The following is a 20,631-nucleotide window of genomic DNA, read 5'->3' as shown; positions in this document are numbered from 1 at the left end:
CCCACTACACTTGGGCAACTGTGATGGCCAATCAGGAATCCCCCAGCGCGCAGGCACGCCCCGGCCTGCCCAGCGTCTCGGCGGTCACCGAGGTCACCCGCTTCACCACCACCGCGGGCCACGCCGCGGTCGGCGCCGGGCGGCTGACGCTCGGCGCGGTGACCGGACTGCTGCGCGGGCGCCCGCCGGGCACCTCCGACGTCGCCCATGAGGTGCGCCGGACGTTCGAGCACCTCGGTCCCACCTACGTGAAACTCGGTCAGCTGATCGCGTCCAGCCCGGGAGTGTTCGGCAAGACCATGGCCGACGAATTCGAGACCCTGCTCGACCGAGTCCGACCGGCCGACCCCGCGCTGGTGCGGCAGGTCTTCGTCGAAGAACTCGGCGCCGAGCCCGAAGAGGTCTTCGCACAGTTCGATCCGGTGCCGATCGCGTCGGCCTCGATCGCCCAGGTCCACACCGCGACGCTCGCATCGGGCGACGAGGTGGTCGTCAAGATCCAGCGGCCGGGCATCGCCGACCGGCTGGCGCCCGACGTAGCGATTCTGGAACGTCTGGCCGGGCTCGTGGAGATCTCCGAGTACGGCCGGATGCTCAGCGCCCGCCACGTGGTCGAAGACTTCGCCGACGGACTCGGTTCCGAGCTCGACTTCCGCAACGAGGCCGCCACCATGGCCGAGTGGTTCGAATGCCTGCAGCCGGGCCCGTTCGGTGACCGGGTCCGCGTGCCGCGGGTGTACGGCGAGCTGACCACCGCTCGGGTGCTGACGATGGAGCGGATCCACGCCACCCGCATCGACGACGTCCGCGCGGTCCGCGCCGCGGGGCACGACGGCGTGGCACTGTGCCGCAATCTGCTTCTCTCACTTCTCGATTCGGCATTCCACGGCGGACTGTTCCACGGCGATCTGCACGCGGGGAACGTCCTCGTCGACGACCAGGGGAAGCTGGTGATGCTCGATTTCGGCATCGTCGGCCGGTTCGACGCACGCACCCGCCGCATCCTCCGGCAACTGGTCGTCGACCTCATCGTCAAACAGGACTACGACGCCGCCGGACGCGCGATCTTCCTGTTGGGCGCGGTGCACAATCCGGGGTCGACGGCCCAGGGTGGCGCCGACATCGAGAAGGTGGCCGCACCGTTGTCGGCCACCGACATGGCCTCGATGTCGTACACCGACCTCGGACGGCAGCTCGCAGCGGTCGCCAGGGCCCACGACGCGCGGCTTCCGCGGGAGTTGGTGCTCGTCGGCAAACAACTGTTGTATGTAGAGAAGTACATGAAGCTGCTGGCTCCGCGCTGGAAGGCGATCTCCGATCGCGAGATCTACGGCTACATGGCGGGAATCATGAAGGAAGCCGAACGCGATCGCCGAGCTCCCCGCCCGGCGTCCCGACCGGCCGAGAGCTGACCGAAGCACGCAGATCGACCGAACAAGAGGAGACGAGAAGGATATGAAACGTGCCGCGCTGGCATTGCTTGCCTTCCTCGGCGTCGCGTGCATAGTCGCGGCCATCGCCATCCCCACCTATCTGGTGCCGAAGCTGAAGGTGGTGCCGCTCGATCTCGACATCACCTCGGTCGCGACCACCGTTCCGAGCGACGGGGACGCCGGCAATCGGTTCCCGGCGACCATCTTCGACCGCTGCTCCGTCAGCAAGTCGAAGGCCGCCACCTTGGAGGCGCATCTGACCCAGCAGCGCCGGTCGGTCATCGTCGACCCGTCGAACAAGGACCAGGCCACGTTGCAGTCCGGCCAGACGGTCCAGATCGACCGCGTCCGCGACACCGCGGGCAAGGAGAGCGACCCGACGATGGCGTCGAGCGACGGCGACCGCAAGTGCAACGACGGCCTGCTGACCGCGACAGTCGACCGAGTGTCGGTGAATCGCAAGACGTCCGCGCCCAACGGCGCCGTGAGCGAGCTGCAGTTGGAGGCTGTGCCGGAGGGCGGCAACGTCGAGGAGGCCTCGGTGAAACTGGAGGACCGCAAGGGCTTCCAGTACAAGTTCGGATTCGACGTCGGCAAACGCGAGTACTACTACTACGACACCACCACGCGTCAGGACGCGATCGCCAAGTACGTCGGCGAGAAGACCATCGACGGCGTCAAGACCTACCATTTCGTCGCCGACGTTCCCGAGACCGACCTCTCGAATCTCCCGAATCCGCAGGGCGACGCACCGCTCGGCACCATCCTGGACATGCCTGCCAAGTGGTGGGGCATCAAGGGCAAGGGCGTCAAGCCGAACGACATCATCACGATGCACCGCTATGCCAAGGCCACTCGCAATGTGTACGTGGAGCCGGTGACCGGAACCATCGTGTACGGCGAAGAGGACCAGGCGCAGTACTTCAAGTCACCCGACGACAGCGAGGACTCGCCGCGCGCGGTCCGCGACTTCCGCATGGACGCGCTCAAGGGCACGTTCAAGTGGAACGACGAGACGGTCTCGCACCAGGCGCAGCGGGCCCAGGGTTACCTCGACCAGCTCAAGTGGGGCGGCACGATCACTCCGATCATCCTCGGTGTGCTCGGTGCGCTGCTCCTGATCGCCTGGGCCGTGCTGGTGTGGCTGGGGCGCCGTCGCGGCGACGGGCCGGACGACGCCGACCAGACCCGCGGCGACGAACCGACGCCGGATGACGGTGGTGCCGGCGAAGCCGCAAGCCGTCAGGCCCAGACCACGGTGATTCCGACGCCGCAGGGCGGGCCGTACGAGGAGTATTCCGCCGGTGAGACGACGACGGTGCTGCCGCAGACTCCACAGGAGCCGTCCACCCAGGCCATCGGCGCCCACGGTGCGATCTCGTCACCGATGGATGAAGCCCAGACCCAGTCGTTCGGGGCTCCCGCCGATGGATTCGCCCCGATCCCGGGATCCGAGGGCGGGCAGTCCGGTTCGCCGTATCCGTTCGCCGATCCGACGCGCCCGATGCCCGACGTGGAGCGCTACCGCACCCCCGACCAGGATCAGCCGGGCCGGCACGAGCGCTGACCGACGGGGTCACCTCAATTGCGGGCCACCGCCCGTCCCGCGGCGCGCCCGGAGAAGATGCAGCCGCCGAGGAAGGTGCCCTCCAGCGCGTTGTAGCCGTGAACGCCGCCGCCGCCGAAGCCGGCGACCTCGCCCGCGGCGTACAGACCGTCGAAGGCGCTGCCGTCGGGACGCATCACCTGCGAGTCGAGATTGGTCTCCAGACCGCCGAGGGTCTTCCTGGTGAGGATGTTGAGGCGCACCGCGATCAGCGGACCGTGTGCGGGATCGAGTAGACGGTGCGGCTTAGCGACGCGAACCACCTTGTCCCCGAGGTAGTTCCGCGCATTGTGCACCGCCATCATCTGCGCGTCTTTGCTGTAGGAGTTCTCTACCTGTGAATCTCGCGCGGAGATGAGCCGTTCGAGGGACTGGAGATCGACGTGGCCACCGCGGCCGATCTCGTTCATCCCGGCCACCAGGTCCGAGAGGTTGTCGCGGACCACGAAGTCGACGCCGTGACGGGTGAACGCCTCCACCGGTCCGGGCATCCCCTTCGCGAGCCTGCTCTTGGCGGCGGTCTTCAGTGACTTCTCGGTGATGTCGGGATTCTGCTCGGACCCCGACAGCGCGAACTCCTTCTCGATGATCGACTTGGTGAGCACGAACCACGAGTAGTCGTAGCCGGTGTCGAGGATCGCCTTCATCGTGGCGTTGGTGTCGAAACCCGGGAAGTTCGGCGCGGGAAGGCGATTGCCGTTCGCGTCGAGCCAGAGCGACGACGGTCCGGGAATGATACGGATGGCGTGGTCGGACCAGATCGGATTCCAGTTCTGGATGCCCTCGGTGTAGTGCCACATCCGATCGCGGTTGACGATGTTCCCACCTGCGGCCTCCGTGATCTCCAGCATCCGGCCGTCGACGTAGTCGGGGACGCCGGCGATCATGAACTTCGGCGCCGGGCCGAGACGCTCGGTGGGCCAGTTCCGGCGGACCAGGTCGTGGTTGTGGCCGATGCCGCCGGAGGTGACGATCACCGCGCCCCCGCGGAGCTCGAAATCCTTGATCTCGGTACGCGAACTCGGCACGCCGCGAGCTGTTTCGGTCGGCTCCAGGACGCGGCCGCGCACGCCGACCGCTGCGCCGTCCTCCACGATCAGGTCGTCGACCCGATGACGGAACGCGAAGGTGACCAGACCGCGCTTCTCCGCTTCGAGGACCGGCTCGGCGAAGATGCGCACCACCTCGGGTCCGGTGCCCCACGTGAGATGGAACCGCGGGACCGAATTACCGTGCCCGTCGGCGAAACCGCCACCGCGCTCGGCCCATCCGACCACCGGTGTGAAGCGCAGACCCAGATCGTGCAGATACTGCCGCTTGATCGTCGAGGCGAACTCGACATACGCCCGCGCCCACTGGCGGGGCCAGTAATCCTCGTCGTCGCGGTCGAAACCGGCCGATCCCATCCAGTCCTGCAGCGCCAGATCGGGCGAGTCCTTGATGCCGAGCCGTCGCTGTTCGGGACTGTCGACGAGGAAGAGTCCACCCAGCGACCAGAACGCCTGTCCGCCGAGATTCTGTCGATTCTCCTGATCGACGACGACCACCGTGCGCCCCGCCTTGGTCAGTTCGTAGGTGGCGACAAGTCCCGCCAACCCCGCGCCCACCACAATGGCGTCCGCCGCTTGCGTCTGCTTCAACACCCGACTCGTCCTCTCCGCGAAAGATGTGTGGCCCATCGCACAGGCCGTCGGGACCGACACTACCCGCGCCGGCCTGGGCCGCCGACGGGCGGAAGTCCCACGCGCACCGGGCGAGAGCGGGGACGTACCGCGGTGACCGAACTCGCCACGCTGCGGCGCGCACGGCCCGATACTGAGACGACACGCACGATTCGTCTGACGAGGAGGCACCCGTGGCCGCACCGACCCCGACCGTTCATTCCGAGGCAGCTGATCCCGTCACCTGGGCGTCGATGGCGCGAGGCGTCCTGGGGCTGCTGCGCGACGTTCCGGTCCTGGCCCGGCAACGGCCGTCGCTCATCCATTTCGACGAACACCGGAGATGGAGTGTGGGCCGGGCCTTCGCCGCGGCGGCGGCACGCCATCCCGATCGTCCCTTCCTCCGCACCGGCGGCACCGTCCACACGTACGGCGAGTGCAACCGCCGCGCCAACCGGTGGTCGGCCGTGCTGGCCGAGCACGGGGTCCGCCGCGGCGACGTGGTCGCGGTGATGGCGCACAACAGTCCGGAATGCGTGATCGCGATGCTCGCGATCGTCAAGCTCGGCGCGGTGACGGGAATGGTGAACCACACGCAGCCGGGTGACGCACTGAATCACAGCTTCGGCGTGCTCGACGACGCGAACCGCCGCGGCGCCCGGCTCGTCGTACTCCACGACGACGAATGCGGCGAGCAACTCGGCGCCCTCACCGGCGTCGACACCGATCCGATCGCCCTGGCCGAGATGGACGCGCGGGGCTCCGCGCTCGCGGCCCGGAATCCCGCGGTGCAAGCGGACCCGCGTGCGACCGCGGATGTGCGAGCCGACGACCCCGCGTATTACATCTTCACCTCGGGTACCACCGGCTGGCCCAAGGCCAGCGTGATGAGCCACGGGCGCTGGCAGACCGCGATGAACGGATTCTCGATGGGCCTGCGGCTGCGGTCCGACGACGTCCTGTTCGTCACGCTGCCCTTCTATCACAACAACGCGCTGACGGTCTGTGTCGCGACGGCGCTCGCGGCCGGCGCCTGCCTGGCCGTCAGTCCGAAGTTCTCGGCGAGCCGCTTCTGGGACGAGGCCATCGAGAACGAGGCGACGGCCTTCTGCTACATCGGCGAACTCTGCCGCTACCTGCTGGCTCAGCCGCCCCGGCCCACCGACCGCGCGCATTCGATCCGGCTGGCCGCGGGCAACGGCCTGCGCCCGGAGATCTGGGACGAATTCGCCGACCGGTTCGGGATCGACCGGATCGTCGAGTTCTACGCCGCGAGCGAATCGAACATCGGGTTCGTCAACATCCTCGATCAGCGCAAGACCGTCGGCTTCTGTCCGCTGCCGTACATCGTGGTCGAAGCGGACGAAGCGACCGGACTGCCGGTCCGCGGCCCCGACGGCCGCGTGATCGAGGTCCCGAAGGGCACACCCGGACTGCTGCTCGGGAAGATCACCCGGCTGGCCCGGATCGACGGATACACCGATCCCGCCGCCACCGAGAAGAAGATCGTCCGCGACGCTCTCAAGGACGGCGACTCCTACTTCAACACCGGCGATCTGGTGGCCGACGTCGGGTTCCGGCACGTCGCCTTCGTCGACCGCCTCGGCGACACCTTCCGCTGGAAGGGCGAGAACGTGGCGACCACCCAGGTGGAGGCCGCACTGAACGCGGTGCCCGGCGTCGCCGAGTCGGTGGTCTACGGGGTGGCGGTGCCGGGTGCCGACGGTCGCGCCGGGATGGCCGCGGTGGTCGTCGAGGACGACTTCGACCCCCGGCTGGTCGCAACCGAGCTGCGCGCCCGGCTACCGCACTACGCGGTGCCGCTGTACCTCCGGGTGGTGGCGGCGCTGGCCCGCACGTCGACGTTCAAGAATCAGCGCGTTGCGCTCCGCGAGGAGGGCTACGCGAAGACCGGCGCGGACCCCGTGTACGAGCTCGGCGATGACAGCTACGTCCGGATGGCCTGAATCCGGCGCCGTCGCTGACAAATCCCGCGAGGTTTATCGATTTGTGACCTGACCGCTGCAAACGGGTCCCGAAACGGCTACTACCAGCACCGAATCGCCCTCTTGCCTTTGCGGCAGCGTCGGGAGTCCGTTAATCTCACCACTCGTGCGGGGGTGCTGCGGGTCGATCGACCCGCGGCGACTCGGGCCGATCGGCTCACGGATCGAGATCGGGGCACCGCTCCGGCCCCGATCCGGTGACACGACAGTCGCTCCCGCGACCGAACAGACCGAAGGATTCATATGCGAAAGAGCGTCGGCAAGCGCTTGACGATCGCGGTCGCCGCCCTGGCGACCCTCGTCGGCACCGCAGTCTCCGTCACGCCGCAGGCACAGGCCGCAGGCACCACCGAGTACGTGTACTCGAACGCGATGCACCGCAAAGTCCCGGTCCGCATCGTCGACGGCGGCGGGAGCGGCCCGAAGCCGACGCTCTACCTGCTCGACGGCCTGCGCGCCCCGAACAACACCAGCGGCTGGCTGCAGAACACCAAGGTCGACAGCTGGATGGTCGGCAAGGGCACCAACGTCGCGATCCCGTTCGGCGGCGGCGGCAGCTTCTACACCGACTGGGAGCAGCGCGACCCGAAGCTCGGCGTCAACAAGTGGGAGACCTTCCTGACGCGTGAGCTGCCCGCGTACATGAAGAAGCACCACAACAGCGACAACCGACGCAACGGCATCGCCGGCCTGTCGATGTCGGGGACCGCGGCCCTGAACCTGGCCTCGCGGCACCCCAGCTTCTACAAGGCGGTCGCGTCCTACAGCGGCTACCCGACCGTCACCATGCCCGGCTTCACCCAGGGCATCCAGGCCTCGGTGGCCGAGATGGGCGGCAACCCGACCAATATGTGGGGCTTCTACCCCGCAGGCGAGTGGTTCGCCAACGACCCGTTCCTGTCGGCGGGCAACCTGGCCGGGCACTACGTGTACGTGTCCTCCGGGACCGGCGTCGGCAGCAAGTACGACTCGAGCCTGACTCCGGGCAGCGGCAGCTTCAACCCCGTCAAGTTCGCCCAGATGGTTCCGCTGGAGGTCGCGGCGTCGACCAGCTCCCAGCTGTACATCGCCCGCGTCGCCACCGTCCCCGGCGTGCACCTCACCACGCACATCACTCCGGACGGCGCGCACTGGTGGGACTACTGGCAGGACCGCTTCAAGCAGTCGTGGGCCACCACGTTCCGCCCCGCGTTCTTCTGATCGGACACACCGCTCACGATGGCCGGCACCCGCCAGGGTGCCGGCCATCGTGAGTCTGCGCCGGAAACTGTCCGATCGCCGCGTTAGGCTGGTTCCGTGCCCACGCCTCAGACGATCCTCACCCGTAAGACCGGCGCCGCTGCCTTTCTCGTGTTCACCGTCAACGACGGCGGCGAGGCCGCGGTGCGCGACGCGCTGGCCGAGTTGCCCGGACTGTCGACGGCGGTCGGCTCCCGCGCCCCCGAGTCGGCGCTGACGTCGATCGTCGGAATCGGATCGCAGGCATGGGATCGGCTGTTCGCCGGCCCGCGCCCGAAGTCGCTGCGGCCGTTCACCGCGCTGGCCGGATCCGTGCACTCGGCGCCCGCCACCCCGGGCGACCTATTGCTGCACGTGAAGGCCGACCGCATGGACCTCTGCTTCGAAGTGGGCCAGCGCTGGACCGAACGCCTCGGCGACGCCGTGACCACCGTCGAGGAGGTTCACGGCTTCCGCTACTTCGACATGCGCGACCTCATCGGTTTCGTCGACGGCACCGAGAACCCGGTCGGGCAGGAGGCGATCGACGCCATCACCGTCGGCGACGAGGATCCGGATTTCGCCGGCGGCAGCTACGTCGTCACGCAGCGGTACGTCACCGATTTCGAGTCGTGGAACGGTCTCCCGGTGCCCGAGCAGGAGAACGCGATCGGCCGCACCAAACTCGAGAACATCGAGATGGACGACGATGTGAAGCCGGCCAATTCGCACATCGCGCTCAACGTCGTGACCGACGACGAGGGCAACGAGATCGACGTGGTGCGCGACAACATGCCGTACGGTGACATCTCCGGAAGCGGAGAGAAGGGCACGTTCTACATCGCGTACTCGAGCGCGCCTGATGTGAGCGAGGAGATGCTCCGCCGGATGTTCATCGGCGAGCCCGAGGGCAACTACGATCGTCTGCTCGACTTCACCACCGCGGTCAGCGGAGCGCAGTTCTTCGTGCCCACCCGCGACTTCCTCGAGGAACAGCCGCCCGCCCCCGGCCCGGTCCCCGAGACCTCCCCGGAACAGCCCGACGCCCGGTCGGACGGCTCGCTCGGAATCGGCTCCCTCCGATAGCCGGCGATCACCGGCCGCTCGGGCCGGTGAGCGTTCCCAGTCACAGTTCCCACAGTCCCAGTTCCCTCCGACCACCGCACGACCACACCGAGTTAGGAAACACGATGAACAATCTGCACCGCGAACTCGCTCCCATCTCCGCCGCTGCGTGGGCCGAGATCGAGGAGGAGGCGTCCCGTTCGTTCAAGCGGAACATCGCCGGTCGTCGTCTCGTCGACGTGAAGGGTCCGCTGGGACTGGACGTCGACTCCGTCACCCGCGGGCACCGCACCAAGATCGACTCGCCGGCCGACGGGATCACCGCCTTCCTGCGCCACACTCAGCCGCTGGTGGAGTTCAAGGTGCCGTTCACCGTCACCCGGGAGGCGATCGACAACGTCGACCGCGGCGCCTCCGATTCCGATTGGGACCCCGTGGTTCGCGCCGCGCGCGAACTGGCTCTGGCCGAGGACCGCGCGATCTTCGAGGGTTATGCGGCCGCCAAGATCAACGGCATCGCCCACGAGTCCGGCGTGAACTCGATCGCGCTGCCCGACGACGTCCGCGATTACCCGGAGGCCATCAGCCAGGCGATCAGCAAGCTGCGTCTGGAGTCGGTCGACGGACCGTACTCGCTCGCGCTCTCGGCGGAGCACTACACGCAGGTGAACGAGACCTCCGATCACGGCAACCCGGTGCGCGACCACTTGCGCCGGATCCTGGTCGACGGCGAGATCGTCTGGGCGCCGGCCATCTCCAGCGGCTTCCTGCTGAGCACCCGGGGTGGCGACTTCGAACTGTCGATCGGTCAGGACGTGTCGATCGGCTACGACTCGCACGACGCCGACACGGTGAACCTCTATTTCTTCGAGTCCTTCACGTACCTGACATACACCCCGGAGGCTGCGGTCGCGCTCACGTAGCGCCGCACGGGCGGCGCGCGAATCCCGATCGCGCGTGTCACACACCGCACGTAATGTGGACCCGTGCTCATTCGCCTACTGCGGACGTATGTCCTCCGTTATCGTGGCGCGGTCGTCGCGGTGGTCTGCCTCCAGCTGGTGGCGACCGCCGCGATGCTGTATCTGCCCACCCTGAACGCCGACATCATCGACATCGGCGTCGCCAACGGCGACACCGGCTACATCCTCTCCACCGGAGGCTGGATGCTGCTGGTGTCGCTCGCGCAGATCGCGGGTTCGGTGGCCGCGATGTACTTCGGCTCGCGGGCCGCGCTCGGCGGCGGCCGCGACATCCGGCACGATCTGCTCCACCGGGTGAACGGATTCTCCACCCGAGAAGTCGGCAGGTTCGGTGCCCCCTCGCTCATCACCCGCACCACCAACGATGTGCAGCAGGTACAGCTGCTGGCGGTCATGGCGATGTCGATCCTGGTGACGGCTCCGATCATGGGCATCGGCGGCATCGTGATGGGCGTACGGGTGGCAGCGCCCATCTCATGGGTGCTGGTGGTGGCCGTCCCGGTTCTCGGGATCACGATGGGCCTCATCATCTCGCGCATGATCCCCGGGTTCCGCGCGATGCAGACGCGCATCGACAACGTCAACCGCATCATGCGCGAGCAGGTCACCGGCATTCGCGTGGTGCGTGCCTTCGTCCGTGAACAGCACGAGACCGAACGCTTCGGCAGCGCGAACGACGACCTCGCCGAGGCGTCCCTCCGCGTCGGCCGCATGATGGCGCTGATGTTCCCGTCCGTCATGCTCATCACCAACCTGACGCTGGTCGCAGTGCTCTGGTTCGGCGCGCACGCGGTCAACGACGGATCGGTGGAGATCGGCGCGCTCACCGCCATGATCAGCTACGTCATGCAGATCATGATGTCGGTGATGATGGCCTCGTTCCTCGCGATGATGGCGCCTCGGGCGGGCGTCTGCGCCGACCGCATCTGCGAGGTCCTCGACACCGAGACCACCGTGACCGCGCCGGCCGCCCCGCAACCGATCGTCGGCGATCCGGCCGTCCTGCGCCTCGACGACGTCGAATTCCGTTACCCGGGCGCCGACGAGCCCGTGCTCAGCGGGATCAGCTTCCAGACCGCGCCCGGCACCACCACCGCCGTCGTCGGATCGACGGGATCGGGCAAGACCACCTTGATCAACCTCCTGCCGCGGATGCTGGACGTGACCGGCGGATCCATCACGATCGGCGGCACCGACCTGCGCGACGCCGACCCCGACGCACTGCGCAGGCACTTCGGTCTCGTCCCCCAGCGCCCCTACCTCTTCTCCGGCACCATCGCGAGCAACCTCCGGAACGGCAAACCGGATGCCACCGAGGACGAGATGTGGGAGGCCCTGACGATCGCGCAGGCCGCCGATTTCGTCCGCGCCATGCCCGACGGTCTCGACACTCCGGTCGCACAGGGCGGCACCACGGTCTCCGGCGGTCAGCGTCAGCGGCTGGCGATCGCGCGAGCACTCATCCGGAAGCCGTCGATCTACCTGTTCGACGACTCGTTCTCGGCGCTCGATCTCACCACCGACTCGCGTCTGCGCGAGGCCCTGGTGCCCGCCACCCGCGATGCGGCGCTGGTCGTCGTCGCACAGCGCATCTCGACGATCACCGCCGCCGACCAGATCGTGGTCCTCGACCGCGGAACGATCGTCGGTCTGGGCACCCACACCGAGTTGCTGCAGTCGTGTCCCACCTACGCTGAGATCGCGGAGTCTCAGCTGTCGATCGGGGCAGGCGCATGACCCGCGGCGGACCTCCCGGCGCCGCTCCCACGCTGGAGAAGGCCAAGTCGTTCAAACCGTCGCTGAAGCGCCTCGTTCGTCGTCTCGGTGATCATCGAGGAAAGATGCTCGTGGTCCTGGGCTCCATCGTGGGATCCGTCGCATTGACCGCGTACGCCCCGCGGGTCCTCGGCGACGCCACCGACGAACTCTTCGCCGGTGTGGTGGGGGCGCGGCTGCCGTCGGGCATCTCGAAGGAGCAGGCGGTCGAAGGCCTGCGCGCCAAGGGACAGAACACCTTCGCCGACATGGTGTCGTCGATGGACGTGATCCCCGGCCACGGAGTCGATTTCACCGCCGTCGGCCGGATTCTGGCGACCGTGCTGGCCCTGTACGCGGCCTCGGCGGTGCTCGGCTGGCTCGGTGCCTACCTTCTGAACAAGGTCGTCGTCGGAACCGTGACGAAACTGCGAGCCGAGGTGGAGAGCAAGATCCACCGACTCCCGCTGTCGTTCTACGATGCCTCGGCGCGCGGTGATCTGCTCAGCCGCGTCACCAACGACCTCGACAACCTGTCGCAGTCGTTGCAGCAGACCATCAGCCAGCTGCTCAACTCACTGCTGATGGTGGTCGCGATTCTGATCATGATGCTGACGATCTCGCCGCTGCTGTCGCTGATCGCGATCGCGACCGTTCCGGTCGCGGCGATCGCCACCGCACTGATCGCCAAGCGGTCCAAGCCGCACTTCGTGGGTCAATGGACCAGTACCGGCGCCCTCAACGCGCAGATCGAAGAGGCCTTCACCGGCCACGAACTGGTCACCGCCTTCGGCAGGCGAGCCGAGGTCGAACGCGTCTTCGACGACCGGAACGAGAAGCTCTTCGCCTCGTCGTGGCGGGCTCAGTTCATCTCCGGCATCGTCATGCCGACGATCATGTTCCTCGGGAACCTGAACTACGTGGCGGTGGCGGTGGTCGGCGGTCTGCGCGTCGCTTCCGGACAGCTCAGCCTGGGCGAGGTGCAGGCGTTCATCCAGTACTCGCGCCAGTTCACCCAGCCGCTCACCCAGATCGGCTCGATGTTCAACCTCATGCAGAGCGGCGTCGCCTCCGCCGAACGCATCTTCGACGTTCTCGACGAGGACGAGGAGCAGCCGGATCCGGCAGCGCCCAAGACGCCCGCGGTGGACGAGGGACACATCGTCTTCGACGACGTCTCGTTCCGCTACCGCGCGGACCAGCCGCTGATCGAGAACCTCTCACTCGAGGCCAAGCCGGGCGACATGATCGCGATCGTCGGACCGACCGGTGCCGGCAAGACGACCCTGGTGAACCTCATCATGCGGTTCTACGAGATAGACGGCGGAACCATCTTCGTCGACGGTGTGGACTCGTCCGAGATGACCCGCGACGACCTGCGGGAGCGCACCGGCATGGTGCTGCAGGACTCGTGGCTGTTCGGCGGCACGATCTACGACAACATCGCCTACGGCGATCCCGCCGCCAGCCGTGAGGACGTCATGGAGGCGGCCTGGATCAGCCACGTCGATCACTTCGTCCGCACCCTGCCGGACGGGTACGACACCGTGATCGACGACGAGGGCGGCGGAGTGAGCGCGGGTGAGCGTCAGCTGATCACCATCGCGCGCGCCTTCCTCGCCAAGCCGACGATCCTCATTCTCGACGAGGCCACCAGTTCGGTCGACACCCGCACCGAACTGCTCATCGGCAAGGCGATGGCGAATCTCCGCAAGGACCGCACGAGCTTCGTGATAGCGCATCGGCTCTCGACGATCCGCAACGCGGACCTGATCGTGGTGATGGAGAACGGGCGGATCGTCGAACAGGGCGACCACGAGTCGCTGCTGGAGCGTCGTGGCGCGTACTTCCGGCTGTACAACGCCCAGTTCTCGGCGCCGATCGAGGATGTGGACGCTCCCGTGTGAGCGCTCTCGTCGTTCTTCGTTCCCTCGCGTGGTGCAGTGAGGTGCGGGGTCCTGTCCTAGCCGTCCCGCAGCCTTCGGGCCGCACTCGTGGCCAGGGTGTCGGCGATCTCGTTGTACTTGTCGCCGGCGTGGCCCTTCACCCAGCGCCACTCGACGGTGTGCACGTCCTCGGCGGCGATGAGCTCCTGCCACAGGTCGGCGTTCTTGACCGGTTGTTTGCTCGCCGTCTTCCAGCCATTGCGCTGCCAGCCCGCGACCCACTTCGTGATCCCGTTCCGGACGTAGCTGGAGTCGGTGTAAAGGATCACGGTCGACGGTCGCTTCAGCGCACGGAGCGCCTCGATCGCCGCGGTCAGCTCCATCCGGTTGTTGGTGGTGTCGGCCACGCCGCCGGAGATCTCCTTCTCGATGTCGCCGTAGCGCAGGATCGCCCCCCAGCCCCCGGGGCCCGGGTTTCCGAGGCACGCACCATCAGTCGAGATCTCCACTACCTTCGAAGTGGTTCCGGCGTCGCTCATGACGTCCAACGCTACCGGGTGAGGAGATCCGAATGGCCGCTGGCCGCATCGTTCTGATCCGCGCCGTGAACGTCGGCGGCGCCAAGCTGCCGATGGCGCGCCTACGCGAGATCGCCACCGCACTCGGTGCCGACGACGTCAGCACGTACATCGCCTCCGGCAATCTCCTGTGCACACCGCCGGGAGATCCCGACGACTTCGATCGCGCCCTCGAGCAGGCGATCTCCGACGAATTCGGGTACTTCCGGGAAGTCATCGGCCGCACGCCCGACGAATTGTCCCGAGCACTGGCCGACTATCCGTTCGGCGACCCGCCGCACGGACACATCTACTTCCTCACCGGAGTACCCGATCCGGACGCCGCCGTCGAGTTCTGCGCCCGCGACTTCGGGAACGGCGAACGCCTGCGAGTGATCGGCAGGGATCTTCACATCGACTATCCGGCGCCCACCGGCGTGGGCAGATCGAAGCTGACGCCCGCGGGCATCGCCAAAGGGCTCGGAGTCACCGGCACCGGACGTAATCTTCGGACGACCGCGAAGCTCATCGCACTCGCCCGCGAGGGCTCAGCACAGTGAGGAGCCCGCAACATCATGACTGAGCACGATCCTGCATCGACCCCGCCGCCTCCGGGGGCCACCGACGCCCGCTTCACGCTCGCCGCGGAGCGGACCATGCTGGCCTGGCTTCGCACCGCCCTCGGTCTCATCGCCGCCGGCGTCGCGGTGCTCCACATCGTGGACGACTTCGGCGTCACCGGGTCCAAGACCGCTCTCGGCGTGTCCCTCGTGGTCCTCGGCGCGCTGGCCGCGCTGACCGGGGCATGGCGGTGGCAGCGGGTGAACCACGTCCTCGAGCACGGTGGCCGGATGCCCGGCCCCGCCGCGGTGTGGGCGCTCACCGTGGCGATGGTCGTGATCGCTGCGGGCTTCGTGGTCTTCGTCTGAACCTGCGCGGTTCGGGGCTGGCTCGGACCGATTTCCCCGCTCAGCGCTACCACCTCCCCCACAGGGCGTGGTGCCGCTGAGCGGGGAACCTGATCCGTCCGGCACGATGCTGTGGGGAATCCCCGATCGGTCCACAATCTGCATTTGAACCGCCGAAAGCCATGTGCTGCATCCGTATTCGGACGATCGTGGCGGCATGGAACGCATTCCGGACGGGGTGTATCCGCACCGCGAACTCCTCGCGACGCTCGGCCGCGGCGACCTCGACATCCTCATCCGCGAGAAGACCGCGCGGCGACTCCGGCACGGCTGGTACGCGGTGGGTGAGCCCTCTGCCGCCGACGTCGCCGCCGTCCGACGAGGCGGCGTCATCAGCTGCGTCACCGCACTGAATCGGCACGGCGTCTGGACGCCCGAGGACCATCGGTTCCATGTCCGGGGGAACAGCTCGGCGATTCGGAGCCGGAAGGGACCGTTCTGCCGGCAGTTCGGTCGGCCCGAACCGGAGTACGGGCTGGTCGACGACGTTCCCACTGCCCTCCGGCATGCCGCGCGATGCCTCGACGACGAGGGCTTCGTCGTGGTCTGCGATTCGATTCTCAACAAACGCCTCATGACCGCCGAACAGATCGAGTACCAGTTCCGCTCGGCGCCCCGGCACATCACGAAGCTCCTCGACCGTTGCGACGGCCGGGCCGAGTCGGGGCCCGAGACGATGACCAGGTTTCGGCTGCGCAGCCAGAACGTCAAGGTCCGGATACAGGTGGTGATCGACGGTCTGGGGCGCGTGGACCTGGTGGTAGGCCGCTGGCTGAGCATCGAGATCGACGGATGGGAATTCCACGGCGACCGCACACATTTCCAGAACGATCGAACCCGCGATGCCATCGCTCTCGAACTGGGCTATTACCCGCTGCGGTTCACCTACGACGACGTGGTCTTCCGCTGGCCGGACACCAATGCCCGGATCATGACGGCGATCCGCCGCGGCGCACACCTTCGCAGCCACTTCACGGATCAGATTCCCCGATGAGGACCGGCGACCTCGACACGAGCTACGCCGCGTCTCACCGGGGAATCTGGCCCGGCTCACACTTCGATGGGCGGATACAACTGCGTCATGGTGTACTGCCGGTTGCGTCTGGCCGCCCAGGAACTGATCGCGAGCGACACCACCGTCACCCCGGCCAGGACCGCCACGGACACCCACAGCCGGTGATCCATGCCGCCGCTGACGACCTGGCGGAGACCGGTGACGGCGTAGCCCATGGGGTCGTAGGGGTGGAACCATTGAGCCGGTGTCGCTGTGGTCTCAACCGGATAGATGCCGCCCGACGCGACGATCTGCACCATCAGGAACGCCAGCGACACCACCCGGCCGACGGCCGCTCCCAGGACCGCGTTGAACATCTGGATCATCGCCAGGAAGGTGACCGACACCAAAAGCATGAAACCGACCATGCCCAGCGGATGGAAGGCGTCGAGTCCGACCGCGAAGTGCGCGACCACGAACATGACCACGACCTGCGCGACGGCGATCAGCACTGCCGGCCAGTACGACGCGAGGACCGATCGCAGACCGCCGAGGCCGCCGATCACCGGCCGCGACTGCAGCGGCTTCAGCATCATCCAGATGATGATGGCGCCGATGAACATCGCCAACGACAGGAAGAAGGGCGCGAAGCCGGTGCCGAAGGTGGGCGCGCGATTCTCGGTGAACGTGCTCAGCGCGACCGGCTGCGACAGATTCGACGCGGTCTTGAGCCGCTGCTCGGTGCCGCCGAAGTTCGGGATCTGCTTCACCCCGTCGGCGAGCCCGCTCGACAGTTCGTCGGCACCCGAGGACAGTTCGGTGGTGCCGTCGGCCAGTCGACCGGCCCCGGTCGCCAGGCGTTCACTGCCGTCGGTGAGCTGGATGAGTCCGCTGTGCAGTTGCGCCGCACCGGTTTTCAGCTGTCCGGCACCGTCACGCAGTTCGCCCACCTTGCTCGCCAGACCGCCGTTCTCGAGCATCGCCAAGGTGCTGCGCAACGGTGAGTTCGCGTCCCCGAGCTGGGCCGACAGGGCGTCGGACTGTTTCGCCAACCGATTCACGGTCGCGGTGGTCGACGGCGTCACACCCTGGGTTCGGAGGAAGTCCTGAACCGGCGCGAGCCCGTTCGCGAGGGCGCGCATGTTGGGGTCGGAACTGTTGCGGAGAGCGGTGGCGACCTGTGAGACGGCTTTCTCCGCCTGCGATTGTCCGGCACCGGCAGCGCTGATCAGGTCGAGCACGCCGGAGAGGTCCGACGACAGTTTCGCGGCGTCGTTCGCGTACGCAGAGGGCTTCACCCCCGACGACTGCACGCTGTTGAGCAATCCGAGCAGTGGTGTGGTGGCCGCGTCGATCCCGTTCGCGAGTTGTGCCGTCCCCGCGGCGAGTTCGGCGGAGCCGTCCCGGGCGGTGACCATGTTGGTCGCGAGTTCGCGTGATCCCGAGGCCAGTTCGTGTGCGCCGGAGTTCGCCGTGTGCAGTCCGTCGGCGAGTTGCGCCGATCCGTCCGCCGCCTTCTCGATGCCCTTGCCCGCCGTGGTGAGTCCGACCAGCACCTGGTCCACCGCCTGCTGGCCGACCTTGTCGTTGATCGCCTGGGTCACCTGCGCCGCGGCGTTCTGCCCGATGATGCCCGCTAGGTAGTTGTTGGCGTCGTTGAAGGTGAACTCGATCTTCGCCTTGTGCGGATTCGGTGTGGTCGCCGACGTGATCGCCGACGTGAAATCGTGCGGGATGGTGATGGTGAAGTAGTAGTCTCCGTGGGCCAGGCCCGTGGCCGCCTCATCGGCGTTCACTTCGTGCAGGTCGAGCTGTCCGGAGGTCAGCAGCTGGTCTGCGACCTGATCGCCCGCGTTGATCTCGAACGCGCCCGATTTCACGCCCTGGTCCTCGTTCACCAGTGCCACCGGGACCTTCGAGACCTCGTCGAACGGATTCCAGAACACCCACAGGTACATCGCACCGTAGAGCAGCGGCATGAGGATGATCGTGACGATGGCGATGCGCGGCATCGCCCCCTTCGAGTAGCGCTTCAGCTCGGTGCCCAGCGACATTCCCGCCAGCATCAGATCTCCCCCTCGGAGTCGGCGCCTGCGGGCGCGTGGAAAGTCTCTCTCGGCAGCATCGACGGAACGTCGATCAACGCCCGGTACCCGAGTGCGGGATCGATGCGGTTCACCGTGGTCGTGACGACCGTCTGTCCGGTTCCCAGCTCGGCCAGACGGGAGATCAGGATGCGCTGATCGTCGTCGCTGGACACCTGGTCGATGTTGCCGACCACCAGCAACGGGAGCCGCCGGGTGTTGGCCAGGGCGACGCGCAGCAGCAGGCCGTCGAGTTCGGAGAGCTCCTCGACGTATGCGGTGAGATCCGGCAACGGCAGGTCGCCGAACACCGGACGGCAGATCCGCTCCAGATCCTGTTCGGTCGATCTCCGGATCAGCCGGTACCACGGCGCGTCCCACCGCATCTTCTCGGTCAGCAGGTCGACCACTCGGACCGAGGTGTACACGTCGTCGAGGGCGGCGACCCCCGCGAGCGAGGCGACCTTGAAGATCGCTCGCGCGGACGTGCGGCCGAGCACGTCGAGCCGCCCGGTCTTGGCTTTCATCCGGCCGGCGATCGTCATCTGCAGCGCCGTGCGTCCGGGACCCGGCTCGGCGCGCAATACGGTGAGCCCGCCCATCGGGATGTCGAGGTCGAGGGGACCGTACACCTGTCCCCACGGGCCCTTCTGGGCGATTCCGCGCGCGACGACGGCCATGGCGGCCGTCTCGGGGTAGTCAGTCATGAACCAGGAGCGTAGTCGGATGGCAGCACTTCGCAGGTCTCCACACTCACGCGAGTGTGCAAACACACGTTATCAGATGGTGCTGTGGCGAGGGCCACGCGATGCAGTGGTCCGTGCATACGCAGGTCAGGCCGTTTTGTCGTAGGGCCGGGATAGTGTTCACCCATACCGACGATCACACAGTCGTCGAGCACCACGGGGAGGCGGTGAGCAGGATGGATGCACAGTCGTCGCTGGTGTTGCCGGAGGACCCGGCCGCGCTAGCCGCGGTCATCGAAGCCGCTACGACCCGGCTCGCCGCCGCTCGCTTCGCCGCCGTGACCGAACGCGAGTTGCTGGAGACCGCCGAAGCCCTCGAGCACGTGCATCGCCGGCTGGACGGGGTAGACGCGGCCCTGCTGGTGGAAGTCTCCGACCGCGGCGCCTACCGCAAAGACGGCTTCCTGTCACTGCATCAATACCTGTCGTCGGGGCTTCACCTCGGCGACGGTGAAGCCCGTCGTCGGCGGACCTCTGTCGCGGCGATCGGCCGATTCACCGGCATGCAAGGCCAAACTCTCACGCCGGCGTGTCCGGCCACGGCCGAGGCGGTCAATGCCGGAGCCATCGGTACCGCGCATGTGCTGGAGATCGACGCGATCATGGACAAGATCCCCGCCGCCGTCGACACTCAGACCCGCAAACTCGCCGAAGTCCAGTTGGCTTCGGTGGCCCGGGAGCTGACCCCGGAAGGAGTCCGCACCGCCGGACACCGACTCCTGGCCCATCTCGACCCGGACGGGTCACTCACTGACGAGCGGGACCGCAAACGCCGGCGGAAGTTCGCGCTCATGCCGCAGGACCGGCAGCTGATGAGCAAAGTCACCGCCTCCCTGACCCCGGCTCTGCGGGCCAAGTTGGAGGTAACGCTCGAGTCTTGGGCCGCGCCCGGCATGAACAACCCCGCCGACCCCGACTCCCCATGCGGCGCACGCGAGGCAGCCGACCCAGCAGCGCTCGCCGCGGCCGCCGAGCGCGATGATCGCACCGCCGGGCAACGCGGCCACGACGCGCTCGTCGCCCTGCTGGATGCTGAGCGGGCGTTCACCGCCGCAGGCACCACCGGCGGTGGGCGGCTGTCGTCGCAGCTGGTCATCACCGTCACCGACAAAGAACTCCGCGAACACGCCGGAATCGCACTCACCGCGACCGGAACAAGGTTGCCGGTGGCCGAGCTGGTCGAGGCGGCATCCGGCGCGACGCCGCATCTGGCGGTGTTCTCCCACGCCAGGGTCAGCCGCTCTACCTGGGTCGGGGACGGCGCCTCGCCTCGAAGGCTCAACGTCTGATGCTGTTCGCCCGCGACCGCGGCTGCACCGCACCCGGCTGCACGGCGCCGTTCGCGCGAACAGAAGCCCATCATTTCCCGGATTCCGCCGACGGCGGCCCGACGAACATCGATCACCTCGGCGCCGCGTGCGGACGGCATAATCGGTCGGTCGGCAAGATGCTCGGCGACTGGGAGACCATGATCCTGAACGACGGCCCGCACGCCGGACGCGTCGCCTGGCGTCCGATCACGACTGGCCACGGGCGGAAAGCGTGGCGGGTCAACCACATTCACCACGCGGAGCTGCTCCCCGATCAGGGTCCACACGCCCCGCCCGGACCGGAGGACTCCCGCATCGATGGCTACCTGGCCCGCCTCACCGCCGCCTGACGCTACTGC

General features: G+C 67.5%; 15 protein-coding genes and 1 pseudogene. 12 read left to right on the top strand and 4 right to left on the bottom strand.

Features of this window, described 5'->3' with window-relative positions:
* The first annotated feature begins 23 nt into the window (after positions 1-23).
* Together ABFX36_RS02525 and pgfA are read left to right on the top strand one after the other, a co-directional pair.
* Positions 24-1,412, top strand: a complete 1,389-nt coding sequence (locus tag ABFX36_RS02525) for an ABC1 kinase family protein (protein ID WP_346074772.1) — start codon at positions 24-26, stop codon at positions 1,410-1,412.
* A 43-nt stretch (positions 1,413-1,455) separates the two neighbouring features.
* Positions 1,456-3,000: a cell envelope lipid trafficking protein PgfA gene (pgfA, locus tag ABFX36_RS02520; protein WP_045538575.1), complete on the top strand. Its 1,545-nt coding sequence runs from the start codon at positions 1,456-1,458 to the stop codon at positions 2,998-3,000.
* Between the two features lie 14 nt (positions 3,001-3,014).
* Here pgfA and ABFX36_RS02515 read toward each other — a convergent pair whose 3' ends face one another.
* A complete protein-coding gene (locus tag ABFX36_RS02515; RefSeq protein ID WP_045538574.1) occupies positions 3,015-4,718 on the bottom strand; it encodes an FAD-binding dehydrogenase in 1,704 nt (567 codons plus the stop codon).
* Positions 4,719-4,894: 176 nt separating this feature from the next.
* On the opposite strand from ABFX36_RS02515, the gene ABFX36_RS02510 reads away from it, so the two are divergent.
* From ABFX36_RS02510 to ABFX36_RS02485, 6 genes are all read left to right on the top strand, one after another.
* Complete coding sequence (locus tag ABFX36_RS02510) at positions 4,895-6,667, top strand: long-chain-acyl-CoA synthetase (protein WP_346074771.1); 1,773 nt, start codon at positions 4,895-4,897, stop codon at positions 6,665-6,667.
* 282 nt (positions 6,668-6,949) lie between these two features.
* Positions 6,950-7,906 (top strand): alpha/beta hydrolase, encoded by a 957-nt coding sequence (locus tag ABFX36_RS02505; RefSeq protein WP_346074770.1) that lies wholly within the window; start codon positions 6,950-6,952, stop codon positions 7,904-7,906.
* 96 nt (positions 7,907-8,002) lie between these two features.
* Positions 8,003-9,010: a Dyp-type peroxidase gene (locus ABFX36_RS02500; protein WP_346074769.1), complete on the top strand. Its 1,008-nt coding sequence runs from the start codon at positions 8,003-8,005 to the stop codon at positions 9,008-9,010.
* A 104-nt stretch (positions 9,011-9,114) separates the two neighbouring features.
* Positions 9,115-9,912: a family 1 encapsulin nanocompartment shell protein gene (locus tag ABFX36_RS02495; protein ID WP_006896896.1), complete on the top strand. Its 798-nt coding sequence runs from the start codon at positions 9,115-9,117 to the stop codon at positions 9,910-9,912.
* A 63-nt stretch (positions 9,913-9,975) separates the two neighbouring features.
* Positions 9,976-11,709 carry an ABC transporter ATP-binding protein gene (locus ABFX36_RS02490; protein ID WP_006896897.1) on the top strand — a complete coding sequence of 578 codons (1,734 nt, stop codon included), beginning with the start codon at positions 9,976-9,978 and terminating at the stop codon, positions 11,707-11,709.
* Complete coding sequence (locus tag ABFX36_RS02485; protein WP_006896898.1) at positions 11,706-13,634, top strand: ABC transporter ATP-binding protein; 1,929 nt, start codon at positions 11,706-11,708, stop codon at positions 13,632-13,634. The genes ABFX36_RS02490 and ABFX36_RS02485 overlap by 4 nt, the downstream gene beginning before the upstream one ends.
* A gap of 56 nt (positions 13,635-13,690) precedes the next feature.
* On the opposite strand, the gene rnhA is transcribed toward ABFX36_RS02485, so the two are convergent.
* Entirely contained in the window at positions 13,691-14,152 is a 462-nt protein-coding gene (gene rnhA, locus ABFX36_RS02480) for a ribonuclease HI (RefSeq protein ID WP_006896899.1), read from the bottom strand.
* A gap of 32 nt (positions 14,153-14,184) precedes the next feature.
* On the opposite strand from rnhA, the gene ABFX36_RS02475 reads away from it, so the two are divergent.
* From ABFX36_RS02475 to ABFX36_RS02465, 3 genes are all read left to right on the top strand, one after another.
* Positions 14,185-14,730, top strand: coding sequence for a DUF1697 domain-containing protein (locus ABFX36_RS02475; RefSeq protein WP_006896900.1), 546 nt, complete (start codon positions 14,185-14,187; stop codon positions 14,728-14,730).
* Between the two features lie 15 nt (positions 14,731-14,745).
* Positions 14,746-15,099: a YidH family protein gene (locus ABFX36_RS02470; protein ID WP_006896901.1), complete on the top strand. Its 354-nt coding sequence runs from the start codon at positions 14,746-14,748 to the stop codon at positions 15,097-15,099.
* Between the two features lie 196 nt (positions 15,100-15,295).
* Complete coding sequence (locus ABFX36_RS02465; protein WP_346074768.1) at positions 15,296-16,132, top strand: endonuclease domain-containing protein; 837 nt, start codon at positions 15,296-15,298, stop codon at positions 16,130-16,132.
* A 56-nt stretch (positions 16,133-16,188) separates the two neighbouring features.
* Here ABFX36_RS02465 and ABFX36_RS02460 read toward each other — a convergent pair whose 3' ends face one another.
* Positions 16,189-18,198 (bottom strand): YhgE/Pip domain-containing protein, encoded by a 2,010-nt coding sequence (locus tag ABFX36_RS02460; protein ID WP_006896903.1) that lies wholly within the window; start codon positions 18,196-18,198, stop codon positions 16,189-16,191.
* On the bottom strand, positions 18,198-18,923 hold the full coding sequence (locus ABFX36_RS02455; protein WP_045538557.1) for a hypothetical protein: 726 nt from the start codon (positions 18,921-18,923) through the stop codon (positions 18,198-18,200). The genes ABFX36_RS02460 and ABFX36_RS02455 overlap by 1 nt, the downstream gene beginning before the upstream one ends.
* A gap of 215 nt (positions 18,924-19,138) precedes the next feature.
* Between ABFX36_RS02455 and ABFX36_RS02450 the strand changes: the two are divergent.
* Positions 19,139-20,622: pseudogene (locus tag ABFX36_RS02450) on the top strand (HNH endonuclease signature motif containing protein).
* Positions 20,623-20,631 lie beyond the last annotated feature (9 nt).

Source organism: Gordonia cholesterolivorans, assembly GCF_039531975.1.
Lineage (GTDB): Bacteria > Actinomycetota > Actinomycetes > Mycobacteriales > Mycobacteriaceae > Gordonia > Gordonia sihwensis.
Note: the sequence above shows the minus strand (reverse complement) of the source record. Positions and strands in the feature narration are given on the sequence as shown.

What these genes read in the sequence shown, in the direction of transcription:
- ABFX36_RS02525 (WP_346074772.1), top strand. Translation starts at nt 24, where the DNA reads ATGGCCAATCAGGAATCCCCCAGCGCGCAGGCACGCCCCGGCCTGCCC.
- pgfA (WP_045538575.1), top strand. Translation starts at nt 1,456, where the DNA reads ATGAAACGTGCCGCGCTGGCATTGCTTGCCTTCCTCGGCGTCGCGTGC.
- ABFX36_RS02515 (WP_045538574.1), bottom strand. Translation starts at nt 4,718, where the DNA reads ATGGGCCACACATCTTTCGCGGAGAGGACGAGTCGGGTGTTGAAGCAG.
- ABFX36_RS02505 (WP_346074770.1), top strand. Translation starts at nt 6,950, where the DNA reads ATGCGAAAGAGCGTCGGCAAGCGCTTGACGATCGCGGTCGCCGCCCTG.
- ABFX36_RS02495 (WP_006896896.1), top strand. Translation starts at nt 9,115, where the DNA reads ATGAACAATCTGCACCGCGAACTCGCTCCCATCTCCGCCGCTGCGTGG.
- ABFX36_RS02485 (WP_006896898.1), top strand. Translation starts at nt 11,706, where the DNA reads ATGACCCGCGGCGGACCTCCCGGCGCCGCTCCCACGCTGGAGAAGGCC.
- rnhA (WP_006896899.1), bottom strand. Translation starts at nt 14,152, where the DNA reads ATGAGCGACGCCGGAACCACTTCGAAGGTAGTGGAGATCTCGACTGAT.
- ABFX36_RS02475 (WP_006896900.1), top strand. Translation starts at nt 14,185, where the DNA reads ATGGCCGCTGGCCGCATCGTTCTGATCCGCGCCGTGAACGTCGGCGGC.
- ABFX36_RS02470 (WP_006896901.1), top strand. Translation starts at nt 14,746, where the DNA reads ATGACTGAGCACGATCCTGCATCGACCCCGCCGCCTCCGGGGGCCACC.
- ABFX36_RS02465 (WP_346074768.1), top strand. Translation starts at nt 15,296, where the DNA reads ATGGAACGCATTCCGGACGGGGTGTATCCGCACCGCGAACTCCTCGCG.
- ABFX36_RS02460 (WP_006896903.1), bottom strand. Translation starts at nt 18,198, where the DNA reads ATGCTGGCGGGAATGTCGCTGGGCACCGAGCTGAAGCGCTACTCGAAG.
- ABFX36_RS02455 (WP_045538557.1), bottom strand. Translation starts at nt 18,923, where the DNA reads ATGACTGACTACCCCGAGACGGCCGCCATGGCCGTCGTCGCGCGCGGA.